Origin of the sequence: Corynebacterium sp. 5QC2CO (assembly GCF_024580435.1) — a bacterium.
Lineage (GTDB): Bacteria > Actinomycetota > Actinomycetes > Mycobacteriales > Mycobacteriaceae > Corynebacterium > Corynebacterium jeikeium_D.
On sequence record NZ_JANIKI010000002.1, the window covers coordinates 290,694 to 307,230 of the forward strand.

Annotated in this window: 12 protein-coding genes; 8 read left to right on the top strand and 4 right to left on the bottom strand. The window is 55.8% G+C overall.

The annotated features are described in order from the left end of the window. Window positions 1-55: 55 nt before the first annotated feature. Window positions 56-988, bottom strand: a complete 933-nt coding sequence (locus tag NQ014_RS03285; RefSeq protein ID WP_257073716.1) for a hydrogen peroxide-inducible genes activator — start codon at window positions 986-988, stop codon at window positions 56-58. 105 nt (window positions 989-1,093) lie between these two features. On the opposite strand from NQ014_RS03285, the gene NQ014_RS03290 reads away from it, so the two are divergent. Both NQ014_RS03290 and NQ014_RS03295 read left to right on the top strand, forming a co-directional pair. Further along, window positions 1,094-1,690 (top strand): peroxiredoxin, encoded by a 597-nt coding sequence (locus NQ014_RS03290; protein WP_016422637.1) that lies wholly within the window; start codon window positions 1,094-1,096, stop codon window positions 1,688-1,690. A 5-nt stretch (window positions 1,691-1,695) separates the two neighbouring features. Continuing rightward, on the top strand, window positions 1,696-2,220 hold the full coding sequence (locus tag NQ014_RS03295) for a carboxymuconolactone decarboxylase family protein (protein WP_016422636.1): 525 nt from the start codon (window positions 1,696-1,698) through the stop codon (window positions 2,218-2,220). A gap of 127 nt (window positions 2,221-2,347) precedes the next feature. Here NQ014_RS03295 and NQ014_RS03300 read toward each other — a convergent pair whose 3' ends face one another. Together NQ014_RS03300 and NQ014_RS03305 are read right to left on the bottom strand one after the other, a co-directional pair. Further along, complete coding sequence (locus NQ014_RS03300) at window positions 2,348-3,565, bottom strand: hypothetical protein (protein WP_257073719.1); 1,218 nt, start codon at window positions 3,563-3,565, stop codon at window positions 2,348-2,350. A gap of 142 nt (window positions 3,566-3,707) precedes the next feature. Next, window positions 3,708-5,810, bottom strand: coding sequence for a neutral/alkaline ceramidase (locus NQ014_RS03305; RefSeq protein WP_257073720.1), 2,103 nt, complete (start codon window positions 5,808-5,810; stop codon window positions 3,708-3,710). A 217-nt stretch (window positions 5,811-6,027) separates the two neighbouring features. On the opposite strand from NQ014_RS03305, the gene NQ014_RS03310 reads away from it, so the two are divergent. From NQ014_RS03310 to hrpA, 3 genes are all read left to right on the top strand, one after another. Beyond that, the gene (locus tag NQ014_RS03310) at window positions 6,028-7,530 is read left to right on the top strand and encodes a DUF1846 domain-containing protein (RefSeq protein ID WP_257073722.1); all 1,503 of its coding nucleotides are present in this window, start codon (window positions 6,028-6,030) and stop codon (window positions 7,528-7,530) included. 61 nt (window positions 7,531-7,591) lie between these two features. Then, window positions 7,592-8,524: a rhodanese-related sulfurtransferase gene (locus tag NQ014_RS03315; protein WP_257073723.1), complete on the top strand. Its 933-nt coding sequence runs from the start codon at window positions 7,592-7,594 to the stop codon at window positions 8,522-8,524. 94 nt (window positions 8,525-8,618) lie between these two features. Beyond that, complete coding sequence (hrpA, locus tag NQ014_RS03320) at window positions 8,619-12,638, top strand: ATP-dependent RNA helicase HrpA (protein ID WP_257073724.1); 4,020 nt, start codon at window positions 8,619-8,621, stop codon at window positions 12,636-12,638. Between the two features lie 6 nt (window positions 12,639-12,644). Here the strand turns inward: hrpA and nrdR are convergent, their stop codons facing one another. Continuing rightward, a complete protein-coding gene (nrdR, locus tag NQ014_RS03325; RefSeq protein WP_257073725.1) occupies window positions 12,645-13,118 on the bottom strand; it encodes a transcriptional regulator NrdR in 474 nt (157 codons plus the stop codon). A gap of 865 nt (window positions 13,119-13,983) precedes the next feature. On the opposite strand from nrdR, the gene lexA reads away from it, so the two are divergent. The 3 genes from lexA (at window position 13,984) to NQ014_RS03340 (ending at window position 16,526) form a co-directional block, all read left to right on the top strand. Further along, entirely contained in the window at window positions 13,984-14,685 is a 702-nt protein-coding gene (lexA, locus tag NQ014_RS03330) for a transcriptional repressor LexA (protein WP_005509663.1), read from the top strand. Between the two features lie 93 nt (window positions 14,686-14,778). Further along, entirely contained in the window at window positions 14,779-15,558 is a 780-nt protein-coding gene (locus NQ014_RS03335) for a DeoR/GlpR family DNA-binding transcription regulator (RefSeq protein WP_016422628.1), read from the top strand. Beyond that, the gene (locus NQ014_RS03340) at window positions 15,555-16,526 is read left to right on the top strand and encodes a 1-phosphofructokinase family hexose kinase (RefSeq protein WP_257073727.1); all 972 of its coding nucleotides are present in this window, start codon (window positions 15,555-15,557) and stop codon (window positions 16,524-16,526) included. Before NQ014_RS03335 ends, NQ014_RS03340 begins: the two co-directional genes overlap by 4 nt. The last annotated feature ends 11 nt before the right edge of the window (window positions 16,527-16,537 follow it).

Genomic DNA, 16,537 nt, shown 5'->3' on the forward strand with positions numbered 1-16,537 from the left:
TACCAGCCCGGTTTTTCTTATTTCATACCCTACTGCGGCATCCGCCAAGAGAACTTTAGGCAACAGCGTCTATGTATGCCTGCCGTACCAGTTCGGCAATTCGATTGAACTCGCCACCGCGTACCGATGATGCCCGGTGAACCAGCCCTATGGTGCGTCCCGGCCGTGCCGGACCTTCGAATCGCGCAACAGCCAGGCCGGGACGGTCGGCCTCAATCTTGACAGCCGATTCCGGTACAAGCGACTGCCCCAACCCACCGGCAACACACTGCACGACGGTCGATAGAGAAGCCGCCCGTGTTTCCAAGCTGGAGGTCTCGCCGTGAACAGCATCGACCTTGCGACAAATATCCAACACTTGGTCGCGCAGGCAATGACCGTCGTCAAGCAGGAGCAAGTCCAAGTCCCTGATCGCCTCAAGCTTTACGTCTTCCTTACCTGCCAGCGGATGCTCCTCTGGCACGACGATGTAGAACTCCTCGTCGTAGAGGTAAATCTCTTCAAAGGAAGGCACATCGGATGGCAGTGCCATGATGGCTGCATCAATTGTGCCGGAGCGGAGTGATTCGATGAGGCGCTCGGTCGGCTCTTCGACAATCCTAGGCTTTAAATCTGGCAGCTCGTCACGAACCAACTGCAGGAAGTTGGGCAGCACGTATGGAGCAACCGTGGGGATAACACCAATGGATAGTGGTCCGGACAAATCATCTGTACGGCCAGAGGCGCGAGCAACAATCTCGTCAACAATTTCAGATGCTTGGCGGGCATATGGAATCAGACCGCGACCGAGTGGCGTCACCAGCACTCGGCGAGTCGAACGCTCTACAAGCTGCACCCCCAGTCCCTGCTCAAGGGTGGAAAGCGCTTGTGACAGGCTGGGCTGTGAAATGCCGAGGCGGGCAGCGGCTTGACCGAAGTGACCGGTATCGGCAATCGCGACAAAGGCACGTAACTGAGGCAAAGTGGGCCGATAATCTCTATTACGCATACCTATAAGCCTACACGAGCTTATTAACTTTTTCCTCTTGACGGTTCGGGAATCCATAGGCATAATGGTGTGTGACCCCAAAAGGAATACATTCAGGAGGATTCCATGGCAATTTTGACTGTTGGCGACAAGTTCCCCGAGTTTTCTCTGACCGCTCTCAAGGGCGGCAACCTGCGTGATGCAAACGCTTCTTCTCCGGATGACTACTTCGAGCAGGTAACCAATGAGTCCTACGAAGGTAAGTGGAAGGTCGTCTTCTTCTACCCGAAGGACTTCACCTTTGTCTGCCCGACTGAGATTGCTGCATTCGGCAAGCTGAATGAGGAATTCGAGGACCGCGACACCGTTATTCTCGGTGGCTCTGGCGACAACGAGTTCTCCCACTTCAACTGGCGTGCAACCCACGAGGAACTGCTGGACATCCCGTTCCCGATGTTCTCCGACATCCGCCACGACCTAATGCGTGCACTCGGCGTCGAGAACGCTGACGGTGTTGCAGACCGCGCTACCTTCATCATTGACCCGGACGGCATCATTCAGTTCGTCTCCGTTACCCCGGACGCTGTCGGTCGTAACGTTGACGAGGTTCTGCGTGTTCTCGACGCTCTTCAGTCTGAAGAGGTCTGCGCATGTAACTGGCAGAAGAATGACCCGACCAAGAACATCGACAAGATGGACGTTCTGAAGCAGGAGCTGAAGTAACTCATATGAGCATCGATAACCTTCGTTCCGGTCTACCGGAGTACGCCAAGGACATGAAGCTGAACCTTGGCACTCTCACCCGTTCTACGGAACTCTCCGAGCAGCAGCTGTGGGGTACCCTGCTTGCATCCGCTGCTGCCACCCGCAACGAGACCGTTTTCTCCGAGATCGCTGAGGAAGCCAAGGAGCACCTGTCTGACGAGGCTTTCGAGTCTGCGCTTGGTGCGGCCACCGTTATGGGCATGAACAACGTTGCTTACCGCACTCGCCACATGCTCGGTGATGACTACGCACAGGTCAAGTTCGGCCTGCGCATGAACATCATCTCCAATCCGGGTGTCGAGAAGGAAGACTTCGAGCTGTGGTCTCTGGCAGTTTCTGCCATCAACGGCTGTGAAGCTTGCGTGACTTCTCACGCAAAGGTCGTCCGCGATGCTGGTCTGACCAAGGAGCAGGTCTGGGAAGCTGTGAAGATTGCAGGCACCGTCTCTGGTGTTGCACAGGCTGTCTTCGCTGAGGCTACTCGCTAAATTTTCGGAGCATCGGTTCGGCTTTTGATAGCCGAACGCTCCCCCGCAGGATTACCTGCTAACGAAATAGCGCCCAAGGAACCAATTTGTACCGGTTCCTTGGGCGCTATTTCTTGTTCGTTTTTGGCTACTGCTGTGGCGGGTAATAACCCGGATTCTCCTGGGCTTCATTAATAACCCGCCGGCCACCGATGAGCTGACGGTAGATATGTACTTGCACGAGGAGAGCAAGCGGGACTGTGTACAACATACCGATATAGAAGAGCATTGCACCTGCGGAAGAAACAATCGACGTCAGAATGAATGCAACAAGCATTGTCCAATACTGGGGCTTCACCAAGCGCCAAGCGACAACCGGCGACTCAAGCGCGGTTGCTCGACCATCGAAAACAAGTAGTGGCATAGTCGCTGTGATTGGCATGATGAATATCGACGTCAACAACAAAACCAAGTAGCCCAGTGGGATCATTGCCGCGGCAGCTTCACTGCCGTTGGCAGACAGGGATGCTCCAGCGATGAAGAGTGCCATCCCTGGAAGCATGGCGAGCAACCCCACCAGGAACGTGACAATGTAGACACCGATAAGAGATCCCCACCGGTTTACACGGAAGAAAGTACCGTAGCTCGGCACTCGCCCGTCGACAGCTTCGAATGCACCGCGCAGCATAAATGCCTGCATCGCGAACATGCCCACAGCAAATAGGAGTGCCATCGCGCCGAGAGTCGCGAACATTGACCCTAGATCCTCAAACGGAACATCGCCTGGATAGTTCGGCTCAAAGTCCGGATCGAAGTCACCAGATGCAAAGAGAATTGCCGCTGCGCCAACAATCAGGGCGACTAGTACGGCGAAGAACGTCAGCATGATGCCAAGCCAGGAAGCAAAATTGCTGTTTAGACTACGAAACGCCGCGGAAAAGGCACTTCCAATGTCGACCTTCGTCGGCCCCTGTGCCACAGGCTTCACCGGCGGCTCATCGCCACCTGGCATGTTGACTCCGGGAGCAAGTGCACCGGCTGCAGAAGCCCCGCTGGACTGGTGCTGCCAGTAGCTCGAGTCCGCACCATAGGGTTGCCCGCCGTAACTATCGCGCGACTCGCCAGTTCCATAAGAAGGAATTTCGCCATAAGCCTGTTCACGGCCGTAAGCCTGATTCCACTGTGGCGAATCCTCTGGTCCACGTGGGCCATGTTGTGCGTCCGAATCGAACCCGTAAGGGTTGTAGTCCTGCGAACCATTGTTGGGAAAACCGTGACTCTGGGAGTCATAGTTATTGGACTCATTGTCCCGGCTGCCGTCACCGTAAGGATCGTTGTTGCTATATGGATCGTTTGAGGTATTCATGAAGCAAATTGCTCCTGCCAAATTGACGGATACATACAAATAATGCGCACAACGGACTATACGTGAGACAAGCCATTGATGAATTTTTAAAGGCCGAAGTATAAGTCACATTGTGCGCCTGGACGTATTTAATTGGACGTTCTTACACGAGCTCCACCGCGGCGACTCCCTCGAATGGGTTCAGCGAGTCACCGGCACCCAACGCGCTACCACGCACGATGATGTCATACTTGCCCGGCGCGACTCCTCCGGTCTCCCAGGTGACCTTGGCGGTGGTGTAAATACCGTCCTTGGCAAATTCAATGACAGTTGCCTGGTCCCAGTCGTCGGAAACAATCTCACCGCGGTCATTCTTGATAAGTAGGTAGCCGTCTTCCAGTCGCAAGTCGTTATTCGGATTTGCCGCGACGAATTGGGCAACGGCCTTCTGTCCTACCGTGACGCTTGCAGTCGATTCGAGCACGTCACCAAAATTCTTGCCCATTGGTGCGGAATCGATAATCTTTCCTCCTGCTGGCGACGGCGGGATAACTCCAGTGAGATCACCTGCAGCACTACCTGGGTCGACAGCCAGGCCGTCGGCAAGCGCGTGGGCGAGATCGTGATAGATGGAGATCATCGCACTGAGCGTGTACTTGCCGAAAGCCGTTGCGCCGCCCTCGTAGTCCTGCTGATCGTATTCTTCCGGAGTAGTGACGTAGTGCCCATAGCTGTTGGTGTAACCCTGACAGATGACAGTGTCGATTGGAACGCCGAGGACTTCAGCGACGTGCTGACGCATGCGGTAACCCGACATCGTGGTGGGTTCAAGGCCGTTGGTGATTAAGGTGAAGCCACCTATGCGGGTGATGGAGAACATGTGGGTCTGCTGGAGAAGACCATCGATGTAGCCCACTGGCAGCAGGCATTCTTTCTCGCCCTGAATCTCCCCGATATTCTGCGGGAGCACGACGTTATTGAGCTGACGTACCCACGGTGTGCCTCCGCGCTGGCCCTCGTTGAAACCTAGGGCTGGTTCGCCGCCGCCGTCCTCCTGGCTACTGGCTGCGAAGGCCGCACCGAGGATTGCCGGTCCAGTGCGGTGTGGCTGGCCGTCGGGCGTGAATTGGCCTTTGATGTCGACATCGCCAAGGTTGACCCACTTGTGGACAGTGGAGATTCCGCCTCCTGGCAGTGCAATAGCCTGGCCTTGGGTAGCGTCAATCTGACGCTGACCGAGAATGCGGGCGGACTCTGCTTCGTCTCCGTTGCCTGGGCCCGAATTTGGCTCGAGCCCCATGTTCGGGCTGATGTCACCGGGACACGACATAGCGAATGCGGCAACAAAGGGAGCACCAGCCGGTTCGCGATGAACTACTCCGTGATCCTTTTCCATCTTCCACGCTGCGTAGCCTTTGTTATCGCCGTCGATAATGGTGTGCTCTGGACCAAAGGTGGTCGGATGAATGCCGTACCAGTTAATGAGGCCGACTGCCCGCCCACCGCGGCTGACATGAAGAGTGTGGCTTTCCGGATTGACACCATTGGGGAAAAGTTGCTGTTCTTCCTTGGGATTGCGCTCGAATGCCTCGCGCGAGCGGTTGACGCCAGCATCTGTGGCAATGCCTTTGGTCAGGTGGATAGTGGATGGCTGATAGTCGGCATGTGCACGTTCAATGGACTTAACAATGCCGACGACGGCGGCTTCGAAAGTTACCGGGCGGAAGCCAAGGGTCGTCAGATCGACCATGAGATGCCCTGATGTTCCCCCTGGTGCGACGTGGGTATGGGAGGCGCCGATAAGCACGTTGCCCTCATGGTAAAGGTCACCGAAGAGTGCCCGTAGGCGCCGCAAGACCTCCATCTGAATGGACTGGAACATGAGCCCCATATCTGCGGTGACGTGGACGACACGGTTGTCGTTGTCATCACCGAAGATGAATGCACGCGCCATCTGGCGAAGACGCAGACCCGAGGTGGTCTGATCCATGACCGCATACCCGTTCATGCCAGCGCCGAGTGGCTCGCCTGTCATGTCAGCCATTCCCCGACCGACATTCAAATTGGTGGTCGAATTCCCCGCGGCGGCAGAAGCCCCGTTTGCAGGAGCCGCGTTTGCCTTTGGTGCACCACCTACGGCAGGCATCATACTCGCAGCTGACACGGCAGTTGCTCCGACGAGGAAACCTCGCCTGCCCACTTGGTACGGGGCGCGTGCGGTTGGTTCTGCCGAATTCGACGATGATGCCATCTGGGAATCGAGCATGTCACATCCTCTTCATATTTCTTTTTGAATATCAATACATGGGAGATTAATCATCCAATCCCCTACGCGTGGCCTAATAAGCCAAAGTTTCCAAAATTCCCCCCGCGACAGTAGTAACCGATACGACATTCGCAAGGCGGTATCACTACCATGGACACAGTAGAATTTCGCAAGCTTTAGCGCGCTCCCCCGCAGACACAACTTCAGAAAGGGCACCATGGCTCAGGCTGTCGGTTTTAACCGCGAGAAGTACATCGAAATGCAATCCGCTCATATTAAGAAGCGGCGCGCAGACATCGCAGGTGAAGGCGGCAAGCTCTATCTCGAAATGGGCGGCAAGCTATTTGATGACATGCATGCCTCGCGCGTGCTCCCCGGCTTCACACCTGACAATAAAATCGCTATGCTCGATCGCCTCAAGGACGATCTGGAAATCATGGTGTGCATCAATGCCAAGGATTTGGAGCGTCACAAGGTTCGCGCTGACCTCGACATCACTTACGAAGACGATGTGCTGCGCCTCGTCGATGTCTTTCGTGAACGCGGGTTTCTAGTCGGCAGCGTCGTCGTCACGCAGCTTTCCGACGACAACACCCTGGCAAAGAACTTCATTGAGCGCCTGCAGCGACTCGGATTGAGCGTGATCCGCCATCGCAATATCGAGGGCTACCCGACAAACACTGAGAGAATTGTCAGTGAAGCCGGCTTCGGCCTCAATGAATGGGCGCAAACGACGCGGGACCTGGTCGTTGTCACAGCGCCGGGCCCAGGCTCCGGAAAGCTGGCGACCTGTCTATCGCAGATTTACCACGATCACAAACACGGGATTCGTTCCGGTTACGCAAAGTTTGAGACCTTCCCTATCTGGAACCTGGCGCTCGAACACCCGGTAAATCTGGCCTACGAGGCGGCGACGGCTGATCTCGATGACATCAACCTCATCGACCCTTTTCATTTGGCCGCCTATGACACCAAGGTCACTAGCTATAACCGCGATGTCGAGGTCTTCCCACTGCTGCGCACTCTGTTGGAGAAGCTCGCGGGCGAGTCACCGTACAAGTCACCGACCGACATGGGCGTCAATATGGCCGGTTACTGTATCGACGATGACGAAGTGTGCCGAGAGGAATCCAACCAGGAAATCGTTCGCCGTTACTACAAGGCTCTTGTCGACGAACACAAGAACAGCGCAGACGACGAAGTCTCACAGCGCATTGCCATGATTATGAGCAAGGCCAACGTGTCGACAGCCGCCCGCCGAGTCGTCGCACCAGCGCTTGAAGTTGAGAAATCTACCGGGGCGCCGGGCAGCGCAATCGAATTGCACGATGGCACAATCATCACGGGCAAGACTTCTGAACTGCTCGGATGCTCAGCAGCAATGCTGCTCAATGCGCTCAAGAAGCTCGCCAATATCGACCCGGACTTGCACTTGCTCTCCCCAGCTGCCATCGAGCCAATTCAAACGCTTAAAACGCATCACCTGGGCAGCCGCAACCCCCGCTTGCATACCGACGAGGTTCTTATCGCACTTTCCGTGTCGGCCGCCACCAGCGACGATGCCCGCGCCGCTCTCGCCGAGCTGAAGAACCTTCGAAACTGCGATGTCCACACCACCACCATTCTGGGCAGCGTGGACGAAACAATTTTTCGCAACCTCGGTGTGCTAGTGACTTCGGAGCCTAAGTACCAGAAGAAGGCTCTCTACCAGAAGCACTAAGCCATACCAGCAGCTCACGCCGAAAATAGGATAACTGAGAGAGCAGACTAGAATAGTCCCCGTGAGCATCAGCAAGATTCTTCTGTACTACCAGTTCGCCCCACTGTCCGATCCGCGTGCCATCATGCTGTGGCAGCGCGATCTTTGCGAGTCGTTAGGGCTCAAGGGCCGCATTCTGGTGTCCGAGCACGGCATCAACGGCACCGTCGGCGGTGATCTCGATGCCTGCAAGAAGTACATCAAGAAAACCAAGCAGTACCCCGCTTTTCACTCCATGCAGTTCAAGTGGAGCGAAGGCGGCGCTGATGACTTTCCAAAACTCTCCGTCAGGGTTCGCGACGAAATCGTCGCTTTCGGTGCTCCGGGTGAGCTGAAAGTCGATGTCGATGGTGTCATTGGCGGCGGCACACATTTGAAGCCGGAAGAGGTCAATAAACTGGTCGAGGAACGCGGCGACGATGTCATCTTCTTCGATGGCCGCAACGCAATGGAAGCCGAGATTGGCAAGTTTAAAAACGCTGTCGTCCCGGACGTAAAGACCACGCACGACTTCATCGACGAACTGGAATCCGGTAAGTACGACTGGATGAAGGACAAGCCGATTATCTCCTACTGCACCGGCGGCATCCGCTGCGAGATTCTCTCCGCACTTATGAAGAACCGCGGTTTCGAAGAGGTCTACCAAATCGACGGCGGTATTGTGCGCTACGGCGAAAAGTTTGGCAATAAGGGGCTGTGGGAAGGCTCCCTCTATGTCTTCGACAAGCGCATGCATATGGAGTTTGGCGATGGCATCGAAGACGAGGACTACGTACAGCTCGGACACTGCGTCCACTGCGGCAAGCCCACAAACACCTTCCAGAACTGCATCAACGAAGATACCTGCCGTCGTCAGGTGCTTATTTGCGATGATTGCTGGGAGCACACCGAGACACAGCACTGTGGGCGCGAGGACTGCAAGGAAGTTGCCGAAGAGCTAGCGGCGGCAAAGTAGGACGCTCCCTGCTGCCATCGGACTATCTCGAGCACCTCTTAATCAGCACAGATGTGGGTTGTCTCCCCAGACGCGGCTAATCTAGTAGGCAATCATGAGTACTCCTAGCCGTTCTGATAAACCAGCTCCACGTGCCCAGTCGGGAAACCACCACTCCGGCCACCGCAATTCCGCCAGGCCACAGCGCTCTGGCAAAACTGCTAAGGACACGCGTAAAAAAGAGCTCTACCAGCTCGCTGATCAATTGCCGATTCGGGAGGCTCAGTCCTTCCGACGCCGGCTAAAGCGAGCATCCGCGCCGAAGGCGCTGTCTGCAATCTCTGCAGACCTCAACTTTGCGCTGGAGCGGTTAGAAGATCGTCGTAAAGCGATTCCTCGCATCACCTACCCTGCCCAGTTGCCGGTGTCCGCGCGCCGCGACGACATTGCAGAGGCAATTGAAAACAATCAAGTCGTCATTATTGCTGGTGAGACTGGCTCTGGTAAGACTACGCAGATCCCGAAGATATGCCTCGAATTGGGTCGCGGCGTGGGGGGCAAGATTGGTCATACTCAGCCACGTCGTATTGCGGCGCGTTCCGTAGCGGAGCGCATCGCCCATGAGCTGGGCGAAAAGATTGGACAGCACGTCGGTTATGCCGTGCGTTTTGATGACCGCGTGGGCAAGGATACCTGCATCAAACTGATGACCGACGGTATCCTGCTGGCCGAAATTGGCCGGGACCGACTGTTGCGTGAGTACGACACCATCATCATCGATGAGGCGCACGAACGCAGCCTCAACATCGACTTCCTGCTGGGATATTTAAAGCATATTCTGCCGCAGCGCCCAGATCTGAAGATCATTATCACTTCGGCGACGATTGATCCAGAGCGGTTCGCTCGTCATTTCGCGCCTGACGACGAGCACCCTGCGCCCATCATCGAGGTGTCAGGGCGCACCTATCCGGTGGAAATCCGCTATCGCCCGCTGGTGCGGAATGTTGTTGCGAAAAATGGGCAGGAGAAGGAAGTCGCCATCGAGCAGATCGATGGTGTTATCGCTGCGTGTGAAGAGCTCATGCGGCTTGGCGACGGCGATATCCTGGTGTTCTTTTCGGGTGAGCGAGAGATTCGAGAAGCTGCCGAAGCCATCGAGGGCAAGCACTGGAAGGGTGTAGAAGCCGTTCCACTATTCGGTCGACTATCTAATGCAGAGCAGCATCGGATCTTCACTCCGCATTCCGGGCGTCGCATTGTGCTGGCGACAAACATTGCGGAAACGTCTCTGACGGTACCTGGTATCGAGTATGTCGTCGATACTGGTACCGCGCGCATTTCGCGCTACTCCACCCGCACGAAGGTGCAGCGCCTGCCAGTCGAGGACGTCAGCCAGGCATCCGCGAATCAGCGCTCTGGACGCTGTGGTCGTGTAGCTGATGGTGTGGCGATTCGTCTCTACAGCGAAGAGGATTTTCTCGCGCGCCCCGAGTTTACGGATCCGGAGATTCTGCGCACCAATCTCGCTTCGGTTGTACTGCAAATGATTTCACTGCGGCTAGGTGCGATTGAGGACTTCCCCTTTGTCCAGCCACCAGAGCACAAGGCAATCCGCGACGGCATTAACCTACTCACAGAGCTTCAGGCTATTGCCACCACGTCGGGGTCTGACAGCCCCGAGCTGACGGACATCGGCCGACAGATCGCCCGTATCCCAGTCGACCCGCGTCTTGCTCGCATGCTGGTCGAAGGGTACGAGAACACTACCCTCGGGGCGGTAACCGTCATTGTCGCCGCTTTGTCTCTGCAGGATGTTCGCGAACGTCCGCTGGAGTTCCAAGCTCAGGCAGATCAGCTACATGCCCGTTTTAAGGACACCACCAGCGACTTCAACTCCCTGCTGAAGCTCTGGGACTACCTGGAGGAAAAGCGCCGGGAGCTTAGCGGTAACCAGTTCCGCAAGATGTGCAAGCGCGAATACCTCCACTATCTGCGCGTTCGCGAGTGGCAGGACTTGGTGCGTCAGCTCCACCAGGCAACGGCTGAGCTGGGCTGGCATCTTTCGGCCCGCAGCTCAACCAGTGGTGTCGACAATCCCGACGAGGTGGCGAAGTCGCTGTTACCGGGACTGTTGTCGATGATTGGTACGCGCGAGGGCGAGGGCAAGGAATTTACTGGCACCCGCAACACTAAGTTCCTCATTCACCCCTCGTCCGCGTTGGCAAAGAAGCCGCCTCGCTGGGTGATGGCTGCGGAAATCGTCGAGACCTCGCGCACTTTTGCGCGCCACGTAGGCACGATTCAGCCGCAGTGGGTAGAGAAGGTAGCCCCTCATCTGCTCAAGCACCAGTACTCAGAGCCTCACTGGTCGACTAAGCGCGGTGCAGCGATGGCTTACCAGAAGTCGACGCTCTACGGCGTGCCTGTGGTGGTTGATCGCCTGGTGCCATATCACCGAGTCGATGCCGACGCCGCACGCTCGATCTTCATTCGCTCTGCGCTTGTCGACGGCGAGTGGAACACACATCACGAGTTCTTCAAGAACAACCAGGACAAACTTGCCGAAGCCGAGAAGATCGAGGAAAAGCAGCGTTCCCGTGGCATTGTCGTCGATGACGACGTGCTCTACGCGTTCTACGACTCCAAGCTGCCCGCCTCTATCACCACGGCCACCAATTTTGACCGCTGGTGGAAGAAAACTAAGCCCAAGCAGCCAAATCTACTGGACTTTGATCCCAATAAGCTGCTCAACCCCGAAGCCGGCGACATCGACGACAACGCCTTCCCCGAAATGTGGCAGCAGGGCTCGGTCGATTTCTCTCTGTCCTATAAATTCGAACCGGGCGCCCCTGATGACGGTGTGACTCTCCGTGTCCCCGTGCCTCTTCTTGCAGGTCTGCGTGAAGATGGCTTCGACTGGCAGGTACCAGGTCTTCGCGCTGAGCTCGCGGAAGCCTACATTCGCACTCTGCCGAAGGCACTACGGAAGTCCGTTGTCCCCGCCCCGGATTTCGCACGCCGCGCGCTGGAGACGATGACTCCGTACTCAGGCCGCTTCGTTGATATTTTTGCCGATGCTTTACGACGACTCGGAGGCTCGGGCATCAATGGTGCAGACTTTGCCCCTTCGAAGCTTCCAGCACACTTGCGCTTTAACTACGCAGTGGTCGACCGCCATGGAAAGATCGTCGACCAGAGCCGGGATCTTGCTGCGCTTCAAGACAACCATGCCTCGACGGTCTCAACGGCTGTGTCGAAACGTTCGAAGTCTGCAGCACGAGAAGCTGTGAAAAAGTGGACTTCAGAGAACTTGGGCGCCGTCTCAGAAACGGTCAAAAGTACTGTCGACGGTCAGTCCGTCACGATGTATCCGACACTGGTGACCACCAAGGATGGCGTGGCCATCGAGGTCAAACCAACTAAGGCTCAGGCTGAGGCGACGTTGGCGACCACAAATTTGACAATGCTATTGCGGGATTGCCCAGTAAATGGTGCACAAATGACTAAGGGGCTTCCACTTCAGCAACGTGTTGGCGTGGACGCATGGCCGCATGGGGGCGCCGATGGGCTTGTCGAGGACTGCCGTGTCGCCGTGATTCGCGACCGTATGATGGCTGCTGGTGGCCCGGTCCGCGACCCGAAGGAATTCGACAAGCTACTCGAACACGTTCGTTCTGGGGTTGCCTCAGAGGTGCGCCAATTGGTCGTCGGCGTTGCCCAGGCAATGCCCCGTTATGTCTCGGTGGTGAATCAGCTAAACAAGTGGGAAGGCGATGCCATTGACGATATGCGTCGCCAGCTCGAGTTCATGTTCCCTAAGGGCGCTGTGGCAAGGCACGGTTGGCAGCACCTACGACATTTGCCGCGTTATCTCCAAGCAATGGAGATTCGACTTGAGGAAATGAACCGTGACCCGGACCGCGATGCCGAACGTGAAGATGAGGTGGCTGAGGCCCGCGAATACTTGGCGGCAAAGCTTCAGCAGCTACCTAAGGCACGTTCGAATTCCGCCGAGGTACGGGATATTCAGTGGCTCATCCAAGAACTGCGTGTCAGCCTTTTCGCACAACGCTTGGGTACCGCCCAGAGCGTATCCCTAACCCGAGTAAAGAAACGTGTGGATAAGCTGCGTTAGTTCTTTTTAACCTCGTTGCCATCTGTCTGCGGTTCTTTCCCCCTTCCGCATGCTGGCAATCTCCTGCGCGAAATCGTCCGCGGAGGAAAAGGACTTGTACACTGAAGCGAAGCGGAGATAGCCAACTTCGTCCAGCTCTTTGAGCGGCTCAAGGATGGCAAGGCCGATATCGTTTGAGTCCACCCGGGGCGTGCCTTTCTCGCGGAGGCTCTCCTCCACTTTTTGTGCAAGCTTCTTCAGCTGAGACTCTGATACTTCACGCCCCTGGCACGCACGTCGAACACCCTGGATGACCTTTTCACGGTTGAACTCCTCAGGGATTCCATCCCGTTTAACGACCATCAGCTGCGAGCGTTCAATCGTAGAAAAACGTTTACCGCAATTCAGGCATTCTCTCCGGCGACGAATCCCCATACCGTTATCTATTAACCGTGAGTCCAAGACTCGTGTCTGATCATGATGACAAAACTGGCAATACACAGTCTCCAGTCTACGTCCCACCCCAACACCGGAAACCGGAATGATTATTGCGCAGAGTAGGAAGCGTACGTAGACGTAAAGGTGCTTTCGACTGCCTCATTTTGCCCTTGTTCAAAGACCACGCTGCCGAAAACTCCGAAGAAAGCACCAAGCCCTAGAGCCCATACCGCCATCAAACGAGTCAGGTTAGTGCCTGCGGATACATCACTACGATTGGACTGCTGCGCCCTGCTAACTGATAGAGACGGACGCCCGTAGTTGACCGAGACATGACTGGGCCGCGACCTGTCCCTCCGCATTCGCGCCGATGAGGCCCCGTTGCGATTGCGCTGTGCACTACGTGCACGCTGACCGGGCCGAACGACGTGCTGTGTGCAAGACGCACTACGTTCACCCCACACCAACGGGGCTTTCCGTGTCGTCCGAGCAGGGCGCTCGGAAACTTGAGAAAAGTCAATATCAGATGTGCTGCTAACACCTAATGCGGTTGAAACCGTAGACATCATGTTTTCTCCCTTTCCAACGTTGACTCTCCCACCGTTGCCGGCCTCGAGAGAATAAGAGTTGTACGACCGTTTCCCGACGCTGTGGAGACTATGTCCAAGGGCGGATGCGGAGAATCCGTCTAGACCTTTTCATCAAACGACTGTTCGAGTAACTTGTCATGTTCGATTTATAACACCATGTTCGAACGTTGTCTACTGCTATCCGGATTTATTTTCGATTTTCGACATCGACACCGCCTCCGAACACGCATAATGGACATCTTTTCCAAAGAATTCAAGCACGCACGGTGTTCGATGCTCGACGATTCGAACAGTTTTGAGTTATGATTCATTCGAAAGAGTTTGAGAAGGGATGTTCCATGGCTCAAAAGAAGAAAGCGAACCCTAAAACACTCACCGATCGGCAGCGACGCATTCTTGACGTCATTTCGGATGCCGTCGTACTTCGCGGATACCCGCCGAGCATTCGAGAAATTGGGGATGCCGTGGGCTTGAATTCCACCTCGTCGGTGGCATACCAACTCAAGGAGTTGGAAAAGAAGGGCTTTCTCCGCCGCGACCCACACAAACCCCGCGCGGTAAACGTAAGGGATTCGAAGTCCTCCGCTGGCACTTTCACACCTGTAAAGCCTGGACCAAAGGCTACTGGCAGCACCCAAACTCCCGAGATGCCAGAGGACATGCCAGAGCCAATCTTCGTTCCTATCGTTGGACAGATTGCGGCTGGCAACCCCATTTTGGCGGAGCAGCATGTGGAAAGTCACATGGCACTTCCGATGGAGATTACGGGCTCTGGCCAGCTATACCTGCTCAAGGTCGTGGGTGATTCCATGGTTGACGCGGGCATTCTCGACGGAGACTGGGTAGTAGTCCGTTCCCAAGACGTGGTCGAACAGGGAGACTTTGTCGCAGCCCTGTTTGAAGATGAAGCAACAGTCAAGGAATGGCACGAAGACGCTGCTGGCAAGTGGCTCATGCCCCATAATCGCGCATTTGACCCACTCCCCGCAGAGCACGCCAAGATCCTCGGCAAGATTGTCAGCGTCCTACGCAGCCTCTAATTTCCCACATTTTCGTTGCCCGAAACAGACATAAACGGGCATACTGGAAACAGATAGTAAAGCTGAAATTTCTTAACAGCTAAGGAGCGGGGAATGTATGCAGAGGAACGCCGCCGGAAGATTGCGTCTTTGACAGCAGTCGAAGGGCGCGTGACGGTCGCTGATCTTGCGGAAGCTTTCGATGTCACAGCAGAGACAATTCGTCGTGACCTAGCTCAGTTGGATGCAGAGGGCGCAGTTCACCGCGTACACGGTGGCGCTGTAGCTACTCGTTCTTTTCAGACTGTTGAGTTTTCAGTTGCCGCTCGAAAGAACGCACAGAAAGACGCGAAGCTCTCAATTGCCCGCTGTGCAGCGGATTTTCTGCCTGACTCTGGCGGTGGAATTTTTCTCGATGCCGGAACTACCACCGAGGCTCTTGCAGAGCTGATGGTCCACTCCCCTGATAACCGCCGTTGGTCGGTTGTCACAAACTCTCTTCCCAACGCCATCACACTCGCAGGATCGAACCGCATTGAGCTTCAACTCCTTGGCGGCCAAGTTCGCGTCATTACTCAGGCGGTAGCTGGCGATACGGCACTCCGCACTCTCGCGGTTATGCGTGCCGATGTCGCTTTCATTGGTTCTAACGCCTTGACAATTGATCACGGTCTTTCTACTGCTGATCCACAGGAAGCAGCAGTAAAGCGCGCGATGATCACGAATGCGCGCAAAGTTATCGTTATGGCGGACTCGACGAAACTCGGCCGCGACTTCCTTGTCAGCTTTGCAGCATTGGAAGATATCGACGTCGTGATTACAGATTCCTCTGCCCCGGAACAATTCGTGAACGACCTCAGGGAGCAAGGTGTCGAGGTCGTGGTTGCTTCATGATCCTGACCTTGACCGTAAATCCGTCGATCGATCGACTTGCTCGACTCGATACGGAGCTCAAACGAGGTGGAGTGTTCCGCCTACCAATGGCTGAGGATATGGCTGGCGGCAAGGGAATTAATGTGTCCAAGGCCTTGCACTACGCCGGAGAAAAAACGCTCGCGCTCTACCCGGCATCGGACTCCGGAAAATTCACGCGCCTGTTGGAAGTCTCTGGCATACCCCATGAAGCCATCAACACGACTAACGAAGCCCGCGTTAATCTCACACTCGCAGAACCAGATGGGACGACCACCAAGCTCAATTCCCCTGGCATGACATTGACGAAAGCGCACCGTAGGCGTGTCTTGGAGAAGCTTATCCACCATGCTAAACGCGCCACCTGGGTAGTTTTCGCAGGATCACTGCCCCCTGGTGTCCCCAGGGACTTTTACGTTCAATGCACCGAAGCAGTGTATTCGGTCAACCCGAATATTCGTGTTGCAATGGACACTAGCGACGGCCCACTGACCGAGGTCGTTCGCGCATTTCCGAAGGTGCAACCTTTTTTGATGAAGCCAAACGCCTACGAGCTTGGCCAAATCATTGATCAGGATGGCGAAGAGCTAGAAGCCGCTGCAGCCGAAGGGAACTATCTTCCCGTAGCGCAGGCTGCACGTGCGCTGAACGAGCTTGGCGTTTCCGAAGTCCTGGCCACTCTCGGCGAAGCAGGGGCGGTGCTTTCAGTGAAGTCAGGCGGTTGTTTCGCTGCTACTTCCCCCTCGATAGTCGCTCAGTCGACGGTCGGTGCTGGAGACTGTGCTTTGGCCGGCTACGTTATGTCCCGCAAACGCGGTGATAGCTACCAAGATGCACTAACCACCGCCGTAGCTTATGGGGCGGCGGCAACCAGTCTTCCCGGTACGACCATCCCCTATCCAGAACAGGTTCACCCCGAGGCCGGCCGGTTATGGCAGCTCGACGCTTAGCTTTTCGATGC

Coding starts and splice junctions, on each gene's coding strand:
- NQ014_RS03300 (WP_257073719.1), bottom strand. CDS start 3,565: ATGAATACCTCAAACGATCCATATAGCAACAACGATCCTTACGGTGAC.
- NQ014_RS03335 (WP_016422628.1), top strand. CDS start 14,779: ATGTATGCAGAGGAACGCCGCCGGAAGATTGCGTCTTTGACAGCAGTC.
- NQ014_RS03290 (WP_016422637.1), top strand. CDS start 1,094: ATGGCAATTTTGACTGTTGGCGACAAGTTCCCCGAGTTTTCTCTGACC.
- hrpA (WP_257073724.1), top strand. CDS start 8,619: ATGAGTACTCCTAGCCGTTCTGATAAACCAGCTCCACGTGCCCAGTCG.
- NQ014_RS03295 (WP_016422636.1), top strand. CDS start 1,696: ATGAGCATCGATAACCTTCGTTCCGGTCTACCGGAGTACGCCAAGGAC.
- NQ014_RS03305 (WP_257073720.1), bottom strand. CDS start 5,810: ATGCTCGATTCCCAGATGGCATCATCGTCGAATTCGGCAGAACCAACC.
- lexA (WP_005509663.1), top strand. CDS start 13,984: ATGGCTCAAAAGAAGAAAGCGAACCCTAAAACACTCACCGATCGGCAG.
- NQ014_RS03285 (WP_257073716.1), bottom strand. CDS start 988: ATGCGTAATAGAGATTATCGGCCCACTTTGCCTCAGTTACGTGCCTTT.
- NQ014_RS03310 (WP_257073722.1), top strand. CDS start 6,028: ATGGCTCAGGCTGTCGGTTTTAACCGCGAGAAGTACATCGAAATGCAA.
- NQ014_RS03340 (WP_257073727.1), top strand. CDS start 15,555: ATGATCCTGACCTTGACCGTAAATCCGTCGATCGATCGACTTGCTCGA.